Annotated in this window: 20 protein-coding genes; 10 read left to right on the top strand and 10 right to left on the bottom strand. The window is 63.9% G+C overall.

What is annotated here, in order from left to right:
- Nucleotides 1-37 precede the first annotated feature (37 nt).
- Together AWB74_RS12465 and AWB74_RS12460 are read left to right on the top strand one after the other, a co-directional pair.
- The gene (locus AWB74_RS12465) at nucleotides 38-739 is read left to right on the top strand and encodes an SDR family NAD(P)-dependent oxidoreductase (protein WP_061147069.1); all 702 of its coding nucleotides are present in this window, start codon (nucleotides 38-40) and stop codon (nucleotides 737-739) included.
- 111 nt (nucleotides 740-850) lie between these two features.
- Nucleotides 851-1,543, top strand: coding sequence for a GNAT family N-acetyltransferase (locus AWB74_RS12460; RefSeq protein ID WP_061147068.1), 693 nt, complete (start codon nucleotides 851-853; stop codon nucleotides 1,541-1,543).
- Here the strand turns inward: AWB74_RS12460 and AWB74_RS12455 are convergent.
- A complete protein-coding gene (locus tag AWB74_RS12455) occupies nucleotides 1,531-2,535 on the bottom strand; it encodes a helix-turn-helix domain-containing protein (protein ID WP_061147067.1) in 1,005 nt (334 codons plus the stop codon). The genes AWB74_RS12460 and AWB74_RS12455 overlap by 13 nt on opposite strands.
- Before the next feature lie 166 nt (nucleotides 2,536-2,701).
- Between AWB74_RS12455 and AWB74_RS12450 the strand changes: the two genes are divergently transcribed.
- The 7 genes from AWB74_RS12450 (at nucleotide 2,702) to AWB74_RS12420 (ending at nucleotide 9,602) form a co-directional block, all read left to right on the top strand.
- Entirely contained in the window at nucleotides 2,702-3,481 is a 780-nt protein-coding gene (locus AWB74_RS12450) for an SDR family NAD(P)-dependent oxidoreductase (protein WP_061147066.1), read from the top strand.
- 202 nt (nucleotides 3,482-3,683) lie between these two features.
- Nucleotides 3,684-4,931 carry a serine hydroxymethyltransferase gene (gene glyA, locus AWB74_RS12445; RefSeq protein ID WP_061125069.1) on the top strand — a complete coding sequence of 416 codons (1,248 nt, stop codon included), beginning with the start codon at nucleotides 3,684-3,686 and terminating at the stop codon, nucleotides 4,929-4,931.
- Between the two features lie 209 nt (nucleotides 4,932-5,140).
- Nucleotides 5,141-6,508, top strand: a complete 1,368-nt coding sequence (locus AWB74_RS12440) for a purine-cytosine permease family protein (RefSeq protein ID WP_061147065.1) — start codon at nucleotides 5,141-5,143, stop codon at nucleotides 6,506-6,508.
- Nucleotides 6,509-6,543: 35 nt separating this feature from the next.
- On the top strand, nucleotides 6,544-7,146 hold the full coding sequence (locus AWB74_RS12435; RefSeq protein WP_061147064.1) for a helix-turn-helix domain-containing protein: 603 nt from the start codon (nucleotides 6,544-6,546) through the stop codon (nucleotides 7,144-7,146).
- Nucleotides 7,147-7,156: 10 nt separating this feature from the next.
- Entirely contained in the window at nucleotides 7,157-7,705 is a 549-nt protein-coding gene (locus tag AWB74_RS12430) for a GNAT family N-acetyltransferase (RefSeq protein WP_061147063.1), read from the top strand.
- A 151-nt stretch (nucleotides 7,706-7,856) separates the two neighbouring features.
- On the top strand, nucleotides 7,857-8,993 hold the full coding sequence (locus AWB74_RS12425) for a hybrid-cluster NAD(P)-dependent oxidoreductase (protein ID WP_061147062.1): 1,137 nt from the start codon (nucleotides 7,857-7,859) through the stop codon (nucleotides 8,991-8,993).
- Between the two features lie 9 nt (nucleotides 8,994-9,002).
- Complete coding sequence (locus tag AWB74_RS12420; RefSeq protein WP_061147061.1) at nucleotides 9,003-9,602, top strand: dimethylsulfoniopropionate lyase; 600 nt, start codon at nucleotides 9,003-9,005, stop codon at nucleotides 9,600-9,602.
- Nucleotides 9,603-9,606: 4 nt separating this feature from the next.
- Here the strand turns inward: AWB74_RS12420 and AWB74_RS12415 are convergent, their stop codons facing one another.
- The 7 genes from AWB74_RS12415 to AWB74_RS12385 all read right to left on the bottom strand — a co-directional run bounded on the left by AWB74_RS12415 (nucleotide 9,607) and on the right by AWB74_RS12385 (nucleotide 17,016).
- Nucleotides 9,607-11,382, bottom strand: a complete 1,776-nt coding sequence (locus tag AWB74_RS12415) for a sigma-54 interaction domain-containing protein (RefSeq protein ID WP_061147060.1) — start codon at nucleotides 11,380-11,382, stop codon at nucleotides 9,607-9,609.
- 78 nt (nucleotides 11,383-11,460) lie between these two features.
- Nucleotides 11,461-12,594, bottom strand: a complete 1,134-nt coding sequence (locus AWB74_RS12410; RefSeq protein WP_061147059.1) for a branched-chain amino acid ABC transporter substrate-binding protein — start codon at nucleotides 12,592-12,594, stop codon at nucleotides 11,461-11,463.
- On the bottom strand, nucleotides 12,591-13,310 hold the full coding sequence (locus AWB74_RS12405; RefSeq protein ID WP_061147058.1) for an HAD family hydrolase: 720 nt from the start codon (nucleotides 13,308-13,310) through the stop codon (nucleotides 12,591-12,593). The genes AWB74_RS12410 and AWB74_RS12405 overlap by 4 nt, the downstream gene beginning before the upstream one ends.
- The gene (locus AWB74_RS12400; protein WP_061147057.1) at nucleotides 13,307-14,077 is read right to left on the bottom strand and encodes an enoyl-CoA hydratase/isomerase family protein; all 771 of its coding nucleotides are present in this window, start codon (nucleotides 14,075-14,077) and stop codon (nucleotides 13,307-13,309) included. Before AWB74_RS12400 ends, AWB74_RS12405 begins: the two co-directional genes overlap by 4 nt.
- A complete protein-coding gene (locus AWB74_RS12395) occupies nucleotides 14,074-15,417 on the bottom strand; it encodes a phenylacetate--CoA ligase family protein (protein WP_061147056.1) in 1,344 nt (447 codons plus the stop codon). The genes AWB74_RS12400 and AWB74_RS12395 overlap by 4 nt, the downstream gene beginning before the upstream one ends.
- Nucleotides 15,418-15,437: 20 nt before the next feature.
- Nucleotides 15,438-15,839: a thioesterase family protein gene (locus tag AWB74_RS12390; RefSeq protein WP_061147055.1), complete on the bottom strand. Its 402-nt coding sequence runs from the start codon at nucleotides 15,837-15,839 to the stop codon at nucleotides 15,438-15,440.
- A 157-nt stretch (nucleotides 15,840-15,996) separates the two neighbouring features.
- Nucleotides 15,997-17,016 (bottom strand): alcohol dehydrogenase, encoded by a 1,020-nt coding sequence (locus AWB74_RS12385; RefSeq protein ID WP_061147054.1) that lies wholly within the window; start codon nucleotides 17,014-17,016, stop codon nucleotides 15,997-15,999.
- Nucleotides 17,017-17,307: 291 nt separating this feature from the next.
- Here AWB74_RS12385 and AWB74_RS12380 point away from each other — a divergent pair, with 291 nt between their 5' ends.
- A complete protein-coding gene (locus AWB74_RS12380; RefSeq protein ID WP_061147053.1) occupies nucleotides 17,308-18,702 on the top strand; it encodes an MFS transporter in 1,395 nt (464 codons plus the stop codon).
- Here AWB74_RS12380 and AWB74_RS12375 read toward each other — a convergent pair.
- Together AWB74_RS12375 and AWB74_RS12370 are read right to left on the bottom strand one after the other, a co-directional pair.
- Nucleotides 18,691-20,019 carry an epoxide hydrolase family protein gene (locus tag AWB74_RS12375; protein WP_061147052.1) on the bottom strand — a complete coding sequence of 443 codons (1,329 nt, stop codon included), beginning with the start codon at nucleotides 20,017-20,019 and terminating at the stop codon, nucleotides 18,691-18,693. The two genes, AWB74_RS12380 and AWB74_RS12375, sit on opposite strands and share 12 nt — an antisense overlap.
- A 202-nt stretch (nucleotides 20,020-20,221) precedes the next feature.
- A complete protein-coding gene (locus AWB74_RS12370; protein ID WP_096032018.1) occupies nucleotides 20,222-21,637 on the bottom strand; it encodes a purine-cytosine permease family protein in 1,416 nt (471 codons plus the stop codon).
- Nucleotides 21,638-21,717 lie beyond the last annotated feature (80 nt).

The following is a 21,717-nucleotide window of genomic DNA, read 5'->3' as shown; positions in this document are numbered from 1 at the left end:
GTTATCATCGGTTTCCCTCCCGTCCGAGCGTGAAGCCATGAGCACTCTCCCTTATCGCAACGCCCTCATCATCGGCGCCGGTCCCGGCATCAGCGGCTCACTCACCCGGTGTCTGCGCGCAGAAAACATCCCGGTCGTCATCGCGGCACGCAACGTCGACAAGCTCTCGGCGCTCGTCGATGAAACCGGCGCCATCGCGCTGCCCGTCGATGCCACCGATGCCCGCGCAATGGAAACGCTCTTCGCCGAAACCGAAGCGCGCATCGGCACGCCGGAAGTCGTCATCTACAACGCGGGCGGACGCGTGCGCGGGCCCATCGCCGAACTCGATGCGGCGGAGGTCGAACAGGCCGTCGCCGTGACGGCGCTCGGCGCGTTCCATGCGGTGCAGCAGGCCGCGCGACGCATGATTCCCAAGTCCCACGGCGCGATCCTGCTGACGGGCGCGACCGCGGGCGTCAAGGGCTTCGCGCTGTCCGCGCCGTTCGCGATGGGCAAGTTCGCGTTGCGCGGCCTCGCGCAGAGCGCCGCGCGCGAGCTGATGCCGAAGGGCATTCATGTCGCGCACTTCGTCATCGATGGCGGCGTGCGCTCCGCTCAGCGCACCGATCCGCCGGACGCGCCCGACAGCACGCTCGACCCCGATGCGATCGCGCAGACGTATATCGACGTACTGCGCCAGCACCGCAGCGCGTGGACGTGGGAAATCGAACTGCGGCCGTGGGTCGAGAAGTTCTGACGTTCTTCGCGTCGTGGCGTAAATGCCTCCGAAACTGTCATTTCCGCCCATAGCTGACGCGCGCCGTTTTATCTAAAGTGGCTTCGATCCGTCCCACTCACAGGAGCCACAGTGACATCGACACCGACAGGCCTCGACCGCCCGATCTGGACCGCGCTGACGACGAGGCAGGCGCATCTCGGCTTCGGCGACGCCCTCGCGCGGCGCTTCCATCCCGACGTCGCGCCCTTCGCCGCGATCGCATCGGACACGCCGGACGCATGGCGCGCGCTTCAGGCGCTCATGGCGCCGCATGAGCAGGTCGCCCTCCTGTCGGCCGATGACGTGAAGGGCATCGATGCGTTGCAGACGAAGCGCGTCGGCACGATCCATCAGATGATCGCACCACGGCCCTTCACGCAAGGCTCGGACGATAACGACGTGATCCGCCTGAGCGAAGCCGACGCGGACGACATGCTCGCGCTGGTCCAGCGAACGAAGCCAGGCCCGTTCGGAAAGCGCACGCACGAAATGGGCGCGTACATCGGCATTCGCGAAAAGGGCGAACTCATCGCGATGGCGGGCGAGCGGATGTCCATCGACGGCTATGTGGAAATCAGCGCGGTCTGTGTGGACGAGCGCTGCCGCGGACGAGGCCTCGCCGGCCGGCTCATGAATATTTTGCGCGGTGAAATCGGGCGACGTGGCGAGACGCCGTTCCTGCACGTCTTCAGCCACAACGAGAGCGCGATCGCACTATACGAACGGCTCGGCTTCGAACTGCGCCACGCGTTCGTGCTCACGCAGGTCAGTCACGCAACCTGACGCGCATAACGCTTCGACGCGACGGACGGCAGCTCGCCGAACATGACGCGATAGTCGTGCGCGAAGCTGCTGAGATGCCAGAAGCCCCATGTGGTCGCGGCGGACGTCACCGAGTCGCCCAGCCGCAATTCACGGCGCACGTGATTGAGCCGCACCGCGCGAAGATACGCGATCGGATTCAGGTTCAGCGCGTCCTGAAACGCGTACTGCAAGGTTCTTCTGCTGATGCCGAGCTGGACGCACAATTCGGCGATGGACAGCGGACACGTCGACGCGTCCTGAAGCCGCTCCTGCACGGAATTGACGAGCGGCCAATACCTCGTCGGCCGCGTGTGCGAGTTCGCGGCTTCCGGCGACGACGCCGATATCACCTCCGATATCGCATAGAGAATCGTGCGTTCGAGCAATTCAATGCGGTCGTCGGTATCGGCCTGCTCGCCGGGCGCGGCCTGCGCTGCCGCTGCAAGCGTCTGCTTGAGAAGCTGGCGGAGATTGTCGGCGGCGTCGGCGGCCATCGGAATGAGTGGCGACATCGGGCGGCCGAGCAGCGATGCAGCGAGCACGCGCATCGGCTCCGAAGACAACCCGTCCGGCTCGATCTCGACATTCACGAGCACATGTCGGTCCGGCGAAAAGAACTCGAACTCCGGGCCGCTCGAAAAGACATGCAGGCTGTCGCGGCTGCTCTTCTCGCCGCACATTCGCGCGTGCCCTTCCAGTTCGAGCGGAACCGCCACGGCGAATCTGTCGGACGGCACCGAGCCTTGCTGAAGAATCACCTTGTCCAGATGTTCGACCAAGAGACGAATGCCGCCGAGCGACACGATCGACGACGAGCCGCGAAACAGCCCGCCCGAAATCTGCGTGTAATTCAGGCTCCACCCGTCGAATGCGCGCGCCTGTTCGTCCACGTCCGTGAACGAGCAGAAAGCGACCGCGCGCGCGAAAAGCCGTGCGTCGGAAGCGGTCGAGTGAGAGGGAGCCGCGCTCATCGGAAGTCGGGAATAGCCGCTTTGAATCGGGATAACGGCCGAAAAGGATAACTTGCCAAAAAGCATTCCGGCCAAATGTCCGTGCAAACCCTTAGTTGCCGAAATCCGATAGCGACGCGCCTTTCGACGCAATAACGTCGAGCCTCAGGATACGGAGAACAAGGACATGAGCATAAAAATCGACGGCCGCCTCGCGGGCAAAGTCGCAATCGTGAGCGGTGGCGCGGGCGGCTGCGGCGCGGCCGCGTCGGAGTTGTTCGCCGCGCAGGGCGCGAAGGTCGCCATCATCGACCGTAACGGCGACGCAGCCGAAACGCTCGCGTCGATCCTGCGCGACCGCGGCTTGCAGGCGATCGGCCTCGGCGCCGATGTCTCCAGCCAGGCCGACGTGGAACGCGCCGTCGGCGCCGTGCGCGACCGCTTCGGCAACGCGAATATCCTCTTCAATCACGCGGGCACGCTCATCGTGAAACCGTTCCTCGACATCGAGGAATCGGAGTGGGACTGGCTCATGGGCGTGAACGTCAAAAGCATGTTCCTGATGACGAAAGCCGTGCTGCCGCACATGCTCGAAGCGGGCGGCGGCAGCATCGTGTGCACGTCGTCCATTTCGGCCGTCTGCGCGACGCCGGGTGAAGTGCTCTATGACGCCACCAAAGGCGCGTGCCATATGTTCGCCCGTGCAATTGCCGTCGAGTTCCGCGATCGCGGCATACGCTGCAACGCGCTCGCGCCGGGCTTCATCCGCACGCCGCATGGCATGCGCGAGCTGAAGGATTTGCAGGCGATGGGCGTCGACGCCACCGAAGCCGCGATCATGCAGCAGCAAGGCCGCCTGTGCGAGCCGTCGGAAGTCGCGGCGGCCGCGCTCTTTCTGGCTTCCGACGAATCGAGCTTCGTGAACGGCACGCATCTTTTCGTCGATAACTGTTTTTCCGCCGTTTAAAGACTTACAAAAAACATTCCGAGGGCGTGACTTGAATCGAAGGCTTCGCAGCGATGCGATCCTTCGATTTTTTTTCGTCACGGCTGCGCGCTGCATTCCATCGGCATGTCGCAATTCTTCTATCCGCGCGCGCCGGCTTTCGATGGAATACGCAACAGTCACGCGTTCTTCGAAGCACATCACCTTCACACGGGTAATCACCATGTTCAATCGCGCAGCCAGCACCGTTGAAAACGTCGATCCGGAACTCTGGGCGGCCATCACGGATGAAAACAAACGACAGGAAGATCACATCGAGCTGATCGCGTCGGAAAACTACACCTCGCCGGCCGTGATGGCCGCGCAAGGTTCGCAGCTCACGAACAAGTACGCGGAAGGCTATCCCGGCAAGCGGTACTACGGCGGCTGCGAATATGTCGACGTCGTCGAGCAGCTTGCGATCGATCGCGTGAAGCAGATCTTCGGCGCGGAAGCCGCCAACGTGCAACCGAATTCCGGCTCGCAGGCGAATCAGGGCGTGTTCTTCGCGATGCTCCAGCCCGGCGACACCATCATGGGCCTGAGCCTCGCGCACGGCGGCCACCTGACGCACGGCTCGCCCGTCAACATGTCGGGCAAGTGGTTCAAGGTCGTGAGCTACGGCCTGAACGAAGCCGAGGACATCGATTACGAAGCCGCCGAGCAACTCGCCAACGAGCACAAGCCGAAGCTGATCGTCGCGGGCGCGTCGGCGTTTGCGTTGAAGATCGATTTCGAACGCCTCGCGAAGATCGCGAAGAGCGTCGGCGCGTATCTGATGGTCGACATGGCGCACTACGCCGGCCTGATCGCCGCGGGCGTCTATCCGAACCCGGTTCCGCACGCGGACTTCGTCACGACGACGACGCACAAGAGCCTGCGCGGCCCGCGCGGCGGCGTGATCCTGATGAAGGAAGAATTCGCGAAACAGATCAACTCCGCGATCTTCCCCGGCATTCAGGGCGGCCCGCTGATGCACGTTATCGCGGCAAAGGCCGTCGCGTTCAAGGAAGCGCTATCGCCGGAGTTCAAGACGTATCAGCAGCAAGTCGTCGACAATGCGCGCGTGCTCGCCGAAACGCTCGTGAAGCGCGGCCTGCGCATCGTGTCGGGACGCACCGAAAGCCACGTGATGCTCGTCGATCTGCGCGCGAAGAAGATCACCGGCAAGGCCGCGGAAGCCGCGCTCGGCGCCGCGCATATCACGGTCAACAAGAACGCGATTCCGAACGATCCGGAAAAGCCCTTCGTCACGAGTGGCATTCGCCTCGGCTCGCCCGCGATGACGACGCGCGGCTTCGGCGTGAAGGAAGCGGAGATCGTCGGCAATCTGCTCGCCGATGTGCTCGAAGCGCCGGAAGACGCGGGCAATCTCGAACGCGTTCGTCAACAGGTCGCTGAACTGACGAAGCGCTTCCCCGTCTACGGCTGACTTTCAGCGTAGTTTCGACTGACTGACGTCGGGCCTGCTGCACAACGCAGCACGCCCGACGTTTTCGTTTGCAAGGCCAAACGCGCTGAGTAGGGATGACCCGTACTTGCCGAAATGCGATAGTGCTCAAAAAAGCGGCCTCCTAAAGTGGCATCGACCTGCAACGAAATCGATCGATGCCAGCAGCTCGACTCTTTTGGAGACTGAAGATGGATGTGGAAAAGCGAAGTATCGAATTCATTCCGCTCAACGAGCGCTACGGAAGCGCGAAGCGGCTGTTCACCATCTGGTTCAGCGCGAACATGCAGGTGACGGCGCTCGTCATCGGCACGCTCGGCATCGTCGCGGGGCTGAGTCTCTTCTGGACCATCGTCGCGCTCGTGCTCGGCAACGTGATCGGCACCATCTTCATGGCGGCGCATTCGGCGCAAGGGCCGCATCTCGGCATTCCGCAGATGATCCAGAGCCGCGCGCAGTTCGGCGTGTACGGCGCGGGTCTGCCGCTCGCGATCGTCGTGCTCGCGTACATATTGTTCGTGGCCGCGGGCGGCGTCGTGATGCGCGATTCGATCAAAGCCATCTACCCGATGGGCGATAACGAAGCCATCATTCTATTCGGCGTGCTGACGTTCGTCATCAGCTATATCGGCTATGAGCTGATTCACAAGATGGGCGCGTTCATGACGCTGCTCTCGTGCGTGATCTTCTTCGCGTCGGCGGCGATCGTGTTCTCACGCCCCGACATGCTCGCGACGGTCGCGCACTCGAAGCACGGCTTCTCGGCGGGCGCGTTCAATCTCGTGGTTGCTCAGGCCGCATCGTGGACGCTCGGCTTCGGCCCGTATGTCGCGGACTACTCGCGCTACCTGCCCGCCAACGTGAAGACGAAGCACACGTTCTGGTACACCTATCTCGGCGGCCTGCTCGGCTCGCTGCTCGTCATGATGCTGGGCGCGCTGCTCGCCGCGGCGGCGCCTGCCATCACGACCGATCCGGGCACCGGCATCGCGTCGATGTTCGGCAGCTGGTCGCGTCCGGCGCTCGTCATCATCGTGCTCGGCGTGCTGGAGTTCAACGTGCTGAGCCTCTACAGCGCGTATATGTCGAGCGTGACGATCTTCAGCGGCTTTCGCAGGATGACGCGCGTCGGCAAGCTCATGAAGTTCCTGGTGCTCTTCGTGACGGCGGCGATCGCGACGGTCATCGCCATCGGCACGCAATATCACTTCAACGACTATTTCGCCGATATCCTCAACGCGCAGATTTACGTGCTCGTGCCCTGGAGCTCGATCAATCTCGTCGACTATTACCTCGTTCGCAAAGGCGAATACTCGGTGACGGAGATGTACGATTCGCGCGGCCGCTACGGTAAATTCAACATGTCGACGATCGCGATCTACTGTCTCGGCATCGCGAGCACGCTGCCGTTCATGGATCTGTCGTTCTATCACAGCTACTTCGCGAAGATGATCGGCGCGGACATAAGCTGGATTCCGAGTCTGCTCGTGCCCGGCATCCTCTATTACGTCGTGAATCGGGACTTAAGCGTGGCGTCGCGAGCGGAAGCCGGCGCTTGACATCAACATCTAGCTTAGTGGAAACTACGTCCATTATGCTAGATACCGCCGAAACACCTGCCGAAACCGGCATCAACGAGCGCATTGCCGAGCGCGTGCGCGAGTTGCGCGCCGCGCGCGGCTACACGCTCGACGCGCTGGCGGCGCGCTGCGGCGTGAGCCGCTCGATGATCTCGATGATCGAGCGCGGCGCCGCCAGTCCGACCGCCGTCGTGCTGGACAAGCTTGCCGCCGGGCTCGGCGTGTCGCTCGCGAGTCTGTTCGGCGGCGAGCAGGAAGGCGCGCCGTCCGAACCCCTCGTGCGGCGCGCTCAGCAATTGAAATGGCGCGACCCGGAGTCCGGTTACACTCGCCGAAACCTTTCGCCTCCCGGCTGGCCATCGCCGTTTCAACTCGTCGAAGTGGAGTTCCCGGCCGGCGCGCGCGTCGCGTACGAGACCGGCAGCCGCGAATCGGCGATGCATCAGCAAGTCTGGGTGATGAGCGGTCGCGTCGACATCGTGATCGGCGACACGCTTCATGCGCTCCAGCAAGGCGACTGCCTCGCGATGCGGCTGGATCGGCCATTGATCTTCAGCAATCCCACATCGAAGGCGGCGCGCTATGTGCTCGCCATCTGCGACGCGCCTGCCACCTGACGGACAAAGAATGACCACCTCTGCCCCGCACGACGACGTGCGCCTGATCGACTGCAACGAAGCCGAGCACGCGCCGGCGATCCTCGACATTCTCAACGACGCGATCGTCAATTCGACCGCGCTATACGACTACGTGCCGCGCCCCGCAACGGCGATGTCGGCATGGTTCGCGGCGAAGCGCGCGGGCGGCTTTCCGGTCGTCGGCGCCGTCGATGCCGCGGGCACGCTGCTGGGCTTCGCGAGCTGGGGCACGTTCCGCGCGTTTCCCGCCTACAAGTACACGGTGGAGCACAGCGTCTACGTGCATCGCGATTGCCGCGGCCGCGGGCTCGGCGAACGCCTGTTGCGCGAACTGATCCGGCGCGCGCGCGAGGCGCAGGTGCATGTGATCGTCGGCTGCGTCGATGCGACGAATGCGGGCAGCATCGTCCTGCATACGCGGCTCGGATTCACGCACTCGGGCACGATCCGGGAAGCCGGATTCAAGTTCGGCCGCTGGCTCGACGCGGCTTTCTACCAGCTCAATCTCGAGACGCCCGCCGATCCCGTCGATGGTTGAAATAAGGGAAATCACGGAGGCCGCACGGCGTCCGCGCCACGCATTACCTGAAGTAATCCAAGCAGGAAAATAAAGCGCGTTGACGCTGTTTTTGCGTGCTTCGATACTGCGTTCATTCGCAAACGTACTCGCAAACGCACACGTGAACGCCATGAACTCGGTAGACAAGATTTTCGCCCCCGCACTCGACCTCGACAACCGCCTCGCCGATGCGCTCACCTGGGAACATGGCGGCCGGCTTTGGCCGAGCAGCGAGCAGCAGACGCTGACGTGCTGCCGCGTCGTCGATGAAACGCACGACATCAAGAGCTTCGAGTTCCGCACCGCCGATGGCCTGCCCGTGCGTTTCGAGCCGGGCCAGTTCATGACCGTATCGGCGAGCGTGAACGGCCAGTCGGTCGAGCGCTGCTACACGATCTCGTCACCGCCGACGCGCCCGTTTCTCGTGTCGATCACCGTCAAGCGCGTACCGGGCGGAACGATGTCGAACTGGCTTCACGACAACATGAAGCCCGGCCGCGAGCTGCGCGCGTATGGACCGTCCGGCACCTTCACGCCGACCGCCGCGCCCGCGACGAAATCGCTGTATCTGTCGGCAGGCTCCGGCGTCACGCCGCTCATGTCGATGACGCGTGCGAGCATCGATCTCGGTCTGAACCGCGACGTCATCTTCATCCATAGCGCCCGGACGCCCGCCGATATCGTGTTCCGCGAGGAGCTGTCGCGGCTCGCGAAGCTCTCGCCGCGTTTGCGCGTGTTCTTCGTGTGCGAGGGCGTCGGCGATGAAGCGGATTGGGATGGTCCGATCGGCCGTCTGAGTCTTCAACTGCTGTCGCAATGGGCGCCGGATTATCTGGAGCGCGAAGTCTTCACGTGCGGCCCGGCCGGTTATATGAACGCGGTGCGCGGCCTGCTTCTCGAAGGCGGTCACGACCCGGCGCGCTATCACCAGGAGAGCTTCGATATCGGCGCGGGCGTGGCGCCTGAACCTGCGCCCGCTGTCAAGGAAGCCGATGGCGCTTGTGGCACGTTCACCGTCAAGCTTTCGCGATCGGCGAAGTCGTTCACGATGAGCGCCACCGATACCGTGCTGTCGGCGGCGAAGAAGGCGGGCGTCGCGGTGGCATCGTCGTGCAGTCAGGGCGTGTGCGGTACGTGCAAGACGAAGCTGCTCGAAGGCTCCGTCGACATGAAACACAACGGCGGCATTCGCGATCGCGAAGTGCAGAAGGGCTTCCGCCTGCTGTGCTGCAGCCGTCCGACTTCGGATCTCGTGCTGGAACTTTGAGGAGTTGCCTTGAGACGTCCCGATAACGTGTCGGCGTACATCGCCATCGCAGAAAGGTTGTTTCTGTCGGAGAAGCTGCCGGACGGCGGTCGCGATGTCGCGGCGCGGGTGTTCGAGCGGCTGCGCACGCCATCGGATGACGGCGCGCGGCGTCACACGCGCTATCCCGCGTGCGAATGGCTCGATGCGGCGGTGGCTCCTTTCATCAACGACGACACGGATTTCGGCGCCGCCGCGCGGGCGCTCAAGGCGCTCGAAGCCGATCTCGGATGGTCGCAGCGGTCATCGGGCGCGAATGGCAGCGAGGGTTATGTCGACGCGCACGTGCACGGCATGATCTGCGGGCCAGGCGGCGCGGAAAGCCGCTATGACGTGCAACTCGGCTTCTCGCTGATGCTGCCGCACACGCGCTATCCCGATCACAGTCATCCGCCGGAAGAGGCGTATGTGCTGTTCACGCCTGGGGAGTTTCGGCAGAACGGCGGGGAGTGGATCGATCCGGGTATCGGCGGCGGGATTCATAACGTGCGGAATAATCCGCATGCGATGCGGTCGGGGGATGTGCCGTTTTTGGCGACTTGGTGTTTGTTGACGAGGGAGGGGGATTAGCCCCTTAGGCGGGCTGACGAATCGACCTATCGATCCGAATCCCATGCCGCTTCATCTTCGCGTACAGCGCGGGCTTCGACACTTGCAGCAGCTTCGCGCAGTTCGTCACGTTGAAGTGACACGCGTGCAGAGCGCTCTCGATCGCGACGCGCTCCGCTTCCTTCAGCGACACTGGCTCGCCACGCTGAGCAGACGCGCCCTCGCCCGTCTTTGCCACCGAAGCGCCGCCTAAAAGTGAAGCCACATCCGCGATCCGCTCGCCTTCGTTGAAGTTGACGATCTTCTCGACGAGATTCTCGATCTCCCGCACATTCCCCGGCCACTCATGCGCTTCGAGTTGCAGCAACGCAGCTTCAGCGATATCCGGCATCGGCTTGTGCATGCGCGTGCAATACCGCTCCAGAAAGAACGCCGCCATCGCACGGATATCCTCGCGGCGCTCGCGCAGCGGCGGAATCATGATTTCGATCACATTGCAGCGATAGTACAAATCCTCGCGAAACGTCTTTGCAATCACCATCGACGCGAGATCGCGATTGCTCGCGCAGATGATGCGCACATCGACGGGAATGCCGCGCGTATCGCCGATGCGCGTCACTTCGCGCTCCTGCAGCACGCGCAGCAGTTTCGCCTGCACATCGATGGGCAGCTCCGAGATTTCGTCGAGAAACACTGTGCCGCCGTCGGCGGATTCGAACTTGCCGGGCCGGCCTTCGCGCGCCGCGCCCGTGAAGCTGCCGGGCGCATGGCCGAAAAGCTCGCTTTCGATCAGCGCATGCGGCAGCGCCGCGCAATTGATCGCGATGAACGATTGCGCCGCGCGCGCGCTCGCGTTGTGAATCGCCTGCGCGAAAACTTCCTTGCCGACGCCGCTCTCGCCCGACAACAGCACGTTCGATGCGCCGCGCGCCGCCTTCTTCGCGGCGTCGACAGCGCGTTTGAGGCCCGCGCTCGGGCCGATCACGCTGTCGAACGTGAAGCGGGCATGATTGCCGGCGTAGCGCCCGGCCATCTTGCGCACGCGCCGCATCTCGCGAAACGTGTTGACGACCGACACCACTTCGCCGCATCGGTTCTTGATGGGAATTGCGGTATCGAGCAGATGCAGATGCCGCGCGGGCGAATCGATGATCAACTCGCGATCCACATAACCCACACCCGTGCGATAAATCGATCCGATTATCGGCTCGAAATCGATCACGTCGTTGAGCGTCTTGCCGATACTCGTCTTCGGGTCGATACCGAGAATGCGCCCCGCGACCGAATTGACGTGCCGCAGCACGTGGCCTTGTCCGACGACCATCAGCCCGTCGCCGATATGATCGATGATCGCGCGCTGCTCTTCCACGAGCGTGTCGTAAGCGGCGAGATCGAAGGCGCTTTGCAGCAGGACGTCGAGCGTCGCGCCGAGCAATGCGATCCACGGCGCGGGCGTCGGGTCGCTGGATGAAGGCGCGCGCAATGCGACGAGAAAAACGCGCCGCCCGTGTGCATCGACGCGCAGCGCGAACGCCTGCACGTCTTGCAGCGGAATCGTCACGCATCGTCCGTCCGATGACGTCGCCGCTTCGGCAAGCGCGGCCAATCGATCGGAAGGACACTGCGCGAAGAACGCTTCATCGACGGCGTGATCGCCTTCCAGCACATGGCCGCTGCGATCCAGCGTGAAGATGCATGCGTTCGCTTCGCGCGCCGCAAGACGGCGCGCATCGCGCCAGCGGGATGACGCGAGCGCGCTCTCCAGCGTGGCGATATCGGGATCGAGCGCGACGGTGGCCATGTCTACCTGCAAGCGGTCGGGCAATGGCTTCGAATATAGCAGGACAAAATCTCATCGCCCGACGTGGAATGCCGCGGCCTAATCCTTCTGCGCGATGGCCGTCAGCGCGCCGCCGTTCAGCCGATACACCGTGACCGGCGCATCGACCCAGTCGCCGTTTCCATCGAACTTGACGGGACCGAGGATGCTCGTGAACGACTGATCGCGCAGCACCTTCACGAACACTTCGGGCTTCGCGGAGCCGGCTTTCTGCATCGCATCGGCGACGACCAGCGTCGCAGCGTAGAACGCGGGCGCGTAGGTATCGACATCGGCGCTGAACGCGCTCTTGAACTTCGCGCGGAAGGTCTTGCCGTCGGGCAGCGTGTCGAGCGGCGCGCCGCCCTGCGCGCAGAACATGCGCTTGTCCGCGACGCCCGCCGAGAGCTTGTCGAACTCGGGCGAACAGATGCCGTCGCCGCCGACGAGCGTCGCGTTCAGGCCGAGCTCGCCCATCTGCCGCGCGAGCGTCGCGGCCTGCGCGTAGTAGCCGCCGTAGAACACGACCTGCGGATTGCGCGACTTGATCTGCGTGAGAATCGCCTTGAAGTCCGTGGCCTTGTCCGTGCTGTATTCGCGCGCGACGATCTGCAAGCCTTCCTTCTGCGCCGTCTTGATGAACACGTCCGCGACGCCCGTGCCGTATGCGGTGCGGTCGTCGATCACGGCGGCGCGCTGCGCGCCGAGCACTTTCTTCGCATACACGGCCATGCGTCCGCCCATGACGTTGTCGTTCGTGGCGAGGCGAAACACGTACGGATAGCCGAGATGCGTGAGATCCGGATTCGACGACGCGCCCGTCATCATCACGACTTTCGCATCGTTGTAAATGCGCGCCGCCGGAATGCTCACGCCCGAGTTGTAATGGCCGATCACGGCAGACACGCCATCGTCGACGAGCTTCTGCGCGACGTTCACGCCGACTTTCGGATCACCCTGATCGTCCATCGAGATCAGTTCGAACTTCACCGGCTTGCCGGCGATCGTGAAGCCCTTCGCGTTCAGTTCGTCGATGGCGAGACGCACGCCGCGCTCGTCGTCCTTGCCGCTTTGCGCCGCGCTGCCCGTGAGCGGACCCGCCACGCCGATCTTCACGACTTCCTGAGCCTTTGCAACGCCACCAAACATCGCCACGCATGCGATGAACGTCATCGCCGTCTTCATCGGTTTCATCGTGTTTCTCCCGTCGCAGTGATTGACAGATTCTCCAGAACGTCCCGTACCGGCGACAGCGTGTCGAACTCGAAATCCGGGCGCGGCTGCCACGTGCCGAGCGACTCCGCGCCGCGATTGATCCACGCCACCGCCATGCCGAGCGGCTTCGCGCCGTCGATATCGGCCCAGCTCGCGAGCGAGCAATGCAGCACGTCGCGCGCGGGCAGCGCGAGGCGGTCGAGCGCGAGCGCGAAAATCGCCTGGGACGGCTTGTACGCCTGCGCCATCTCTGCCGTCGTCACGTGCTCGAAATAGCGTGTGAGCTGCGTGCGGCGCCACAGGTCGCTGTCCATGTTCGTGACGGGCATCAGCGGATAGCGCGACGCCGCCCAGTCGAGAAACGGCTCGGCGTCCGCGTGCGCGGGCGACGCTTCGACGAGATGCGCGAGGAACACATCGGTGAGCGCATCGAGTGTGTGGCCTTTGCGCGCGCCGGGCCAGCGCGCATCGAGCACGGCGGCGAGCGCCTGCTGCGCGACATCGCGATAACGCGCGTACGCCTGCCCGCGATACAGCCGCACGTTGCGTATGTCCCAGTCGAGGTAGATATCGAACATCGCGTCATCGGTTTCGATCGACAGCCGCCGCAGCACTTCCGCCATGCCGAGCGTGCCGCCGCGATCCACATCGACGAGCGTGCCGAAGTAGTCGAAGGTCAAGGCTTTCGGGTTCATCGCGCGTGCTCCTTTCTCGTGGCGAACTTCCTGACGCGCTCGGCGGCGTCGGGGTCGGCGAAAGCGTCGATCGTCGCGGCGAATTCGAGGTCGAGACTGCGCGACAGCGTGCCGGTGAGGTCCGCCGTCACGAGCCGCTTCAGACGCGCGATCGATTTCTCCGATTGCTCCGCGATGCGCGCCGCGAGCGTCAGCGCCGTGTCGAGCATCGCATCGCGCGGCACGACGCGGTTGACGAGTCCCATCGACATCAAAGATTGCGCGCTTTGCCGTTCGCCGAGCAGCCACAGTTCCATCGCGCGCTGATGGCCGATCGCCTGCGGCAGCAAATGCGTGACGCCGCCCGTCACGAACTGACCCCACGCCATCTCCGGAAAGAACGCGACGAGATCGTCGGACGCCACCACCATGTCGCAATTGAGCATCCACTCGAAGCCGCCGCCGACCGCAAAGCCATGCACCGCGCCGACGACCGGCTTCGCGCCGAACATCAGATCGCGCGTGATGCGCTGAATCCGCTCGATGTGAAGGCGAATGCTTGCATCGCTCGCACTCTGCTCGCCGAATTCCTTCAGGTCGTCGCCGGCGCAGAACGCGCGGCCCGCGCCGTTGAGCACGATGACGCGGCATGCGGCATCGTCGCTTGCGCGTTGCAGCGCGTCGTGCAGGTCGTCGAGCAGCGCGCCGCTGATCGCGTTCATGCGCTCGGGGCGATCGAGCGTCACGACGCCAACCGGTCCTTCCATGCGTGTCTTCACGTAGCTCATGCGGGCTCCTTGTCGATCCAGCGTGTCTTGCCTTCGGTGCGGGGAAAGTGCTCGAACGGGACCATCGTCACGGCAGCGCTCGCGCCGATGCGTTCGCGCACCGCCGCTTCGACGCGCATCGCCGCATCCGGCCAGCGTTCGACGGGCAGACCGTTCGCGGCCTCGACGGTCATCGCGACGCGGTCGTAAGGGCCCGGCCCTTTCAGCACGATGCGGAACATGCCGGACGCCCATTGAGGCAGCGCCTCGACCGCGAGCCGCACCGCGCCCGGAAACACGTTGACGCCGCGCACGTTGAACATGTCGTCGGTACGGCCCGTCACGCGAAAGCGCCACGCGCTGCGGCCATCGGGGCCGGGATCGGTCGACGTCACCGTGACGACGTCGCGCGTGCGATAGCGCACGAGCGGCTGGCATTGCTTGCGCAGATGCGTGCAGACGAGCTCGCCGGTCGTGCCTTCGGCGATCGGCAGACGCGCGAGCGTTTCGGGATCGACGATTTCGGCGAACACCACGTCGGCCGCGTGATAGAGCAGATCGTTCGTCCAGCCGGTTTGCCCGCCGAGAATGCTCAGCACTTCCGACAGGCCGAAGTTCGCGTTGCGCACCTTGAAGCCCCATTTCTCTTCCATCGCGGCACGCAGTTCGGGGTTGTCGAGGCCGGCCTCGCCACCGAACAGGCCGAGCTTCAGCCCGAGTTCGCGCGGCGCGGGGCCGTCGGTCTCGCGCAACACCTGCTCGATCAGCGCCGGATAAGACGGCGTGCACGAGATCGCGTTGATGCCGAGATTCAGGATCGAATCGATCAGCAATCGCGTGTTGCCGACGCCGAACGGCACGACCGTCGCGCCGGTCGCTTCGAGGATCGTGTGATCGGTGAAGCCGCCCGTCCACATGCAGTAGTTGAGGCAATGGACGACGCGATCGTCCGGGCGCAGGCCCGCAGCCCACATCGAGCGCGCGCCCACGCGGGCGATATCCTGAGCATCGCGCGCGCTGTTCGCGAGAATCAGCGGCCGTCCGGTCGTGCCCGACGTGCGATGCAGCCGCGCGATGCCGCCTTCCGCGCACGCAACGTAATCGCCGTAGGGCGACGCGCTTTCCTGGCTCACGCGCAGTTCGTCCTTTTCGGTGAAGGGCATGTCTTGCAGCGTATCGAGCGTGATGTCGTCGCGGCCGGTCCAGTGCGCGAGCTTCGTCCGGTAGAACGCGGACATCGCGCGCAGATACGGCCAGTGCGCCGCCCACAGCGCGTCCTGATGACGGCGCACGTCGGCGGGCGGAAGCGTTTCGAACGCTTCGTCGAAGTGGACGCCGTGCGTCGGGGATTGTTCGGCCATGTGCTTTCCTTTTGGCGTGTTCAGCCGTGACGGCGTTTCGCGGCGCGCGCTTCGATGGCGGATCTATCGACGATCGCGCGCGCGTGGCTCGCCGTGCCGACCGGCCCGAGCGCATCGGAGGCGACGACATCGAACCAGTACAGCGAGCCTTCGATATCGCGAAACGTCGCGGTCGCGGATACGTCGACGCCCGGCGGCGTCGGCGCGAGATGACTGAGGTGCGTCGTCACGCCGACGGACAGTTGCCCGTCGCCGACGGCATCGCGCAGCACTTCGGCGCACGCGCGCTCGATCAGCGCGAGCAGCGCGGGCGTGGACAGGACGTCGGGATAGCGCTCGCCCGCGCCTTGCGCGTGCGTCGACGCTAGATCGGCGGATGTAACGGTGTGGGTGAGCGTGGCGGCTCGGCCTTTCTCGATCATGTGCGGCTCCGGGTTGTCTGGAGCGCGATCAATGCAAAGGCCGGGCCATATGTACGAAAGCCCCAGCTGGCGGGGCTTTGCGGGTTTTCTTCTGGCTTGGAAAATCGCGACTGGAAAGATTCTTAACGTTGCGATTCAATACGGTCGTTGGTTTGCTTTACTTCCCCGGCGTCAACACGACTCTGAACCGTGCCTTGCCGCTCATCATCCGCTCATACGCTTCCGGCGCGCGCGATAGCGGATATTCCTCGATCATCGGCTTCACGCCCGCGAGCGCGCTGAACGCCAGCGTCTCCTGCGAATCCGCCGCCGTGCCCGACGGCCAGCCCTGCACCGAATTGCGGCCCATGATGAACTGCCCGATCGGCACCTCGACCGGCTCCTGCGATATGCCGACCATGATCAGCTTGCCGTTCAGCCCAAGCCCGCCGATGGTCGCGCTCATCGCCTTGCCGCTCGTCGCCGTCGCGAGAATCACGCGCGCGCCGCCGAGCGCCTGCAGCGCTTCGGCCACGTTCTGCGCTTCGCTGTCGATGTAGTGATGCGCGCCGAGCTGCTTCGCGAGCGGCGCCTTGTCTTTCCCGCGCGCGATGGCCGCCGTGACGAAGCCCATCTTTCGCGCGAACTGCACGCCCAGATGGCCGAGCCCGCCGATGCCGAGAATCGCGACCACGTCGCCCGCGCGCGCGCCGCTGTTGCGCAACGCATTGAACGTCGTGATGCCCGCGCAAAGGAGCGGCGCGGCGTCGACATCGGAGAGATCGTCGGGCATGCGCGCGAGCGCTTCCTGCGGCGCGACCATGTATTCCGCGTAACCGCCGTCGTAGCTGATCCCCGGAATCTGCGCGCGCTGGCAAAGCACGAAGTCGCCATGACGGCAATGATCGCAATGGCCGCAATGCCCGCCGTGCCAGCCCACGCCGATACGCTGCCCCTTCTCCCAGCCTTCCACGCCCGCGCCCATCTTCTCGATCACGCCCGCGATCTCGTGACCCGGCACACGCGGAAACTGCAGGCCCGGCCATTGGCCTTCGACCGTGAGCGAATCGCTGTGGCAGATTCCGCACGCCTGCACCTTGATCAACACATGTCCGTCTTGCGGTTGCGGCACCTCGCGCTCGACGACTTCCAGCGGACCATTCGCTTTCGCTACCTGCACTGCCTGCATCGTTGGCATTGCTTGCTCCTTTGATGGGAGAAATCGCGCGGTGTGCCCGGCACGCCGCACACTGATGACACGGCCAGTTCAATCGCACTCCCGACCGCATCGTCGAGAAACGTCGGAAATGGCGATTGTGACAGGACTTCGACCGATGCGCCGGGCAGCCGCCAGCCAGTCAGACGCACGATGAAACAAATTCGAACATCGAAGCGTGCCCGCGCCGGTTACCATCGTCGGCCGGACTCGCGATTCGAAGCGAACGCAGACCGCGCACACGAAATCAAGAGAGCGACTTCCAAGGTTGTCATGTCGAACATAGAAGACGAAATCGCGAAGGATTCCGCCGACGTTCAAACGCGCGAATCCACCAGCGATTCATACGAGACAGATCTCGAAGCGCCCGCCGTGGCGCGCACCGGGCCGCTGACCGAAGCCAAGCTGTTCGGCCGGCAGACGCCGCCCGCCGCCGATACGGCCACGCACATCCCACATGCGCCGCACGTTCCGGCCCGCGCCGGCAGCGGCTATCGCGCGCTGGCGGGTCTCCTGTGCGGCTACGCGCTGCTCATCGTCGGCAACGGTCTCTTTCAGACGCTGATTCCGCTGCGCGTGCTGCAGTCCGGCTATCCGACGATCGTCATCGGTCTGATCCAGTCGTGCTACTACGCGGGGTTCATTCTCGGGGCCGTGATCAATCGCAGGCTCATCGACCGCATCGGGCAGCATCGGACCTTCGTCGCGTTTTCTGCGGCGGCGTCGATCCTCGCGCTCGCGTTCGGCGCGGCCCAGTCGCCGTGGACGCTCGGCGCCGTGCGTCTTTTGACCGGCTTCGCGTTCATGGGCTTGTACACGTCGATCGAAAGCTGGCTCAACGGCACCGTCGAGAACGACAAGCGCGGACAGGTCTACGGTTCGTACGCGGCCATCAACTATCTGGCGGTCGGAACGGGGCAGTTTCTGCTGAACGTGGGCGCGGGAACGGGCGCGCAGCAGTTCTCGATCGCCGCCGCGCTCTTCGCGGCCGCCGTGCTGCCCGTGACCCTGCTGGAAGGCTGGCCCGTGAAGGTTGCCGACGAAACGCTGCATCGCGTGCCCGCGCGAACCTGGCGCGAAAGCGTGCGCGAGATGACGGCGTCCGCGCCGCTCGCAGTGCCGGGCTGCATCCTCGCGGGCTTCATCTACAGCAGCTTCTACTCGATGATGCCGGTCTATCTGGAGCGCGCGGGCTTTTCGACGAGCGAGCTGGCGACCTTCATGGGCATCGCGCTGATCGGCGCGCTGGTGCCGCAATGGCCGATGGGCCGCCTCTCCGACAGGGTCGACCGGCGGCGTCTCGTCTATATCACGGCAGCGATTTCGGCGGCGTTGAGCGTCGTGCTGTTCCTGTTCGACGTGCGCGTGATCACCTGGGCCGCGACGCTCGTCTACGTCGCGGTGACGTTCACGCAATACGGACTGATCGTGTCGCACGTGCAGGATCGCACGGAAGCGCAGCATCGCGTCGCGATTTCGGCGCTGCTGCTCGTACTGTTTTCGTTCGGCGGAATGACGGGCCCGGCGCTGGCGTCGGCGTTGATGACGATCGTCGGGCCGAGCGGATTGTTCCTGTTCAACGGGTTGTCATGCGCCCTGCTTGCGCTGAGCGCACGGCGCGCGCTCGGCATTCACTTGCGCAGTTCGGGCGCGAGATCAGCGCAATGATCGGAAGCTCTCGCGAACCTCGATCGTAAAGGCTTGCGGCTGCTCCCATGCCGCGAAGTGTCCACCCTTCGGCAAACGGTTGTAATGGATCAGCTTCGGATACGCCTTCTCCGTCCAGCTTTGCGGCGCGGCGTAAATTTCATCGGGAAACACGCTGACCGCAACCGGAATCGCAAGATGCTTCGGCGCGAAGAAATTGAGTTTGTTCTCCCAATACAGCCGCGCCGATGAAACGCCCGTGTTCGTGAGCCAGTACAGCGTGATGTTGTCGAGGATGTCGTCGCGCGAGAGTCCTTCGCTCTTGCCATCGAACACGCGCGCGATGAGCGCCTGGCTGGCTGCGTCGTGATCGATCATCCACGCGGCGAGGCCGATCGGCGAATCCTCGATGCCATACAGCGTCTGCGGCCGGTTCGCCATTTCCTGCGCATAGCCAAGACCGTGCTTGTAGAAGAAGTCGAGCTGGTCGAACGCGTGCTTCTCGTCCGCCGAAAGTCCCGCCGGCGCGGGTTCGCCGAGCTTGAGCGCATTCGCGATATCGTCCGGCACGGTCGCAGGCATGTTGGTATGTATGCCGAGGAGTTCCGGTGGCGCGACGAGCGCCATCTGCTCGGTCACCGCATTGCCCCAGTCGCCGCCCTGCGCGACGTAGCGCGTATAGCCGAGACGCTTCATCAACGCGATCCACGCACGCGCGATGCGCTGCGGGTCCCAGCCGGTCGCCGTCGGCTTGCCTGAGAAGCCGTAGCCGGGCAGCGAGGGAATGACGACATCGAATGCGTCGGATGCGCTGCCGCCGTGCGCCGTCGGATTGACCAGCGGATCGATGATCTTCAGTTGCTCGATGATCGAACCCGGCCATCCGTGCGTGACGATCATCGGCATTGCGTTCGGATGCTTCGAGCGAACGTGGATGAAGTGAATGTCGAGGCCATCGATTTCGGTGACGAAGTTCGGCAGCGCGTTCAATCGCGCTTCGACCTTGCGCCAGTCGTAGCTCGTTCCCCAGTAACGCGCGAGCTGCTGCATCGTCGCGAGTTGAACGCCTTGCGAAGCGTCGGCGACGGTTTCGCGTTCCGGCCATTTCGTCGCTTTGACGCGGCGCTTCAGATCGGCGAGCTGCGCATCCGACGCATGCACGCGCAGCGGGCGAATGGCGGTTTTGTCGCCGGCTTTGACTTGCACGATGCCGGCCGTGCTCTGAACCGGCTCGTCGGCGAATGCGAGGCGCGTGAACGCGCCAGCGGCAAGCGTCGCCGCCGCGACGCCGATGAAGCGGCGACGCGAGGGCGTGGTGATGGAAATATCGTTGGACATACATGACTCCTGTTTTCATGAACGAGGAGGAGCGATGTGTGCCGCGATCGTTTTATGTTGTTTTGCTCGTAGTCAGACCGTTACCGCCTCGGTGCGCCGCGATGGTTTATCGCAGCAGGTGACGGCATTATGTGCATGCGCACAATCCCGGTAAAGGCAGCCGCGGGTACAAGACTTTTGTCGAGCGGGAAAGAGTCCGGGATCAATGCGCGGCATCCGTCGCCACGCGCATTTGCCTGCGTCGATAGACCGTATCCCGCGATGCGAGCCAGTAATACACCGGCGATGTCAGCAGCAATCCGACGACCCACGACAGATCCGCGCCGTCGAGATACTTCGGCACGGGGCCGGCGTACATCGGCGTATTCATGAACGGAATCTGCACCGCTATGCCGATCGCATACGCAATCAACGCCTGCGGATTGAATCGGCCATAGATGCCGCCGTCCACCTGAAAGATCGACTGGATGTCGTATTTCCCTTTGTGAATCACATAGAAGTCGATGAGATTGATCGCGGTCCACGGCACCAGCACGACGAGCAGCGCGAGCACGAGATCGACGAGATTCGCGACGAAGTTGGTCGATGCGCCGATCGCGCCATAGCAGCACGCGATGAGAATGACGACCGACAACACCGCGCGCGATTTCGCCGTGGGAATCCAGCGATACGCGAAGGTCTGCAGCGACGTGATCACCGCGAGCACCGCGCCATAGAGGTTCAACGCGTTATGGCTGATCACGCTCAACAGGAACAGCACGAGCATCGGCAAGCCGAGCGGACCGGTGGCGAGCTTCACGGCGTCCATCGCATCGACGCCGGGCGGCACCGCCAGCACCGCGACCGCGCCGAAGACGAACGCGAGCGTCGAGCCGATCGTGCAGCCGAGATAAGTGGCCCAGAACGTCGATGCGACGCGCACGTTCGACGGCAGGTAGCGCGAATAGTCGGAGACGTAGGGCGCGAATGCGATCTGCCACAGGGCGGAAAGCGAGACCGTCGCAAGCCAGCCGGCGAAGTCGAAGCCGCCGCGCGTCAGGAAATCGCTCGTCGAGATATGCGTGAAGATGTACCCGAAGCCGACGAAGATGCCGATGCCGAGCACCCATGTCCCGATGCGGTTCAGGATATGAATGCAGCGATATCCGATGATGCCGATCAATCCCGATCCGACCGCGCCGATCACGATGCCCACCGGCACCGATACCGAGCTTTCGATGCCATGCAGCGACTTGCCCGCCAGCACGATATTCGATGCGAAGAAGCCGACGTACATCACGCCCGCTATAACGGTGACGAGCAGCGCGCCCCACGAGCCGAATTGCGCGCGGCTCTGGATCATCTGCGGGATGCCCATTTGCGGGCCTTGCGCGGAATGCAGCGCCATCAGCACGCCGCCGACCGCCTGCCCGACGATGATCGCGACGATGCCCCAGAACAGATTCAGATGGAAGATCTGCACGCCGAGTGCACCCGTCACGATGGGCAACGGAGCGATATTGCCGCCAAACCATAGCGTGAACAAATCGCGCACTTTGCCGTGACGATCTTCAGGCGGCACATAGCCGATCGTGTGCTTCTCGATCAATGGAGAAGCGTTGCGTTGCGCAGTAGTCAAAGTCGTCTCCTGTTTGTGCGCGGCAAAGCGAATCCCTGACGCACGAGGCGTCGTCGGGATTGCTCAGGCGCTTGAAGAAT

The organism is Caballeronia arvi, assembly GCF_001544695.2.
GTDB lineage: Bacteria > Pseudomonadota > Gammaproteobacteria > Burkholderiales > Burkholderiaceae > Caballeronia > Caballeronia arvi.
This window is presented reverse-complemented; position numbering and strand designations above follow the sequence as displayed.

Excerpts from the sequence above, each read along its gene's own strand:
- AWB74_RS12465 (WP_061147069.1), top strand. The coding sequence starts at position 38 with ATGAGCACTCTCCCTTATCGCAACGCCCTCATCATCGGCGCCGGTCCC.
- AWB74_RS12455 (WP_061147067.1), bottom strand. The coding sequence starts at position 2,535 with ATGAGCGCGGCTCCCTCTCACTCGACCGCTTCCGACGCACGGCTTTTC.
- AWB74_RS12450 (WP_061147066.1), top strand. The coding sequence starts at position 2,702 with ATGAGCATAAAAATCGACGGCCGCCTCGCGGGCAAAGTCGCAATCGTG.
- glyA (WP_061125069.1), top strand. The coding sequence starts at position 3,684 with ATGTTCAATCGCGCAGCCAGCACCGTTGAAAACGTCGATCCGGAACTC.
- AWB74_RS12440 (WP_061147065.1), top strand. The coding sequence starts at position 5,141 with ATGGATGTGGAAAAGCGAAGTATCGAATTCATTCCGCTCAACGAGCGC.
- AWB74_RS12435 (WP_061147064.1), top strand. The coding sequence starts at position 6,544 with ATGCTAGATACCGCCGAAACACCTGCCGAAACCGGCATCAACGAGCGC.
- AWB74_RS12430 (WP_061147063.1), top strand. The coding sequence starts at position 7,157 with ATGACCACCTCTGCCCCGCACGACGACGTGCGCCTGATCGACTGCAAC.
- AWB74_RS12425 (WP_061147062.1), top strand. The coding sequence starts at position 7,857 with ATGAACTCGGTAGACAAGATTTTCGCCCCCGCACTCGACCTCGACAAC.
- AWB74_RS12415 (WP_061147060.1), bottom strand. The coding sequence starts at position 11,382 with ATGGCCACCGTCGCGCTCGATCCCGATATCGCCACGCTGGAGAGCGCG.
- AWB74_RS12410 (WP_061147059.1), bottom strand. The coding sequence starts at position 12,594 with ATGAAACCGATGAAGACGGCGATGACGTTCATCGCATGCGTGGCGATG.
- AWB74_RS12405 (WP_061147058.1), bottom strand. The coding sequence starts at position 13,310 with ATGAACCCGAAAGCCTTGACCTTCGACTACTTCGGCACGCTCGTCGAT.
- AWB74_RS12400 (WP_061147057.1), bottom strand. The coding sequence starts at position 14,077 with ATGAGCTACGTGAAGACACGCATGGAAGGACCGGTTGGCGTCGTGACG.
- AWB74_RS12395 (WP_061147056.1), bottom strand. The coding sequence starts at position 15,417 with ATGGCCGAACAATCCCCGACGCACGGCGTCCACTTCGACGAAGCGTTC.
- AWB74_RS12390 (WP_061147055.1), bottom strand. The coding sequence starts at position 15,839 with ATGATCGAGAAAGGCCGAGCCGCCACGCTCACCCACACCGTTACATCC.
- AWB74_RS12385 (WP_061147054.1), bottom strand. The coding sequence starts at position 17,016 with ATGCCAACGATGCAGGCAGTGCAGGTAGCGAAAGCGAATGGTCCGCTG.
- AWB74_RS12380 (WP_061147053.1), top strand. The coding sequence starts at position 17,308 with ATGTCGAACATAGAAGACGAAATCGCGAAGGATTCCGCCGACGTTCAA.
- AWB74_RS12375 (WP_061147052.1), bottom strand. The coding sequence starts at position 20,019 with ATGTCCAACGATATTTCCATCACCACGCCCTCGCGTCGCCGCTTCATC.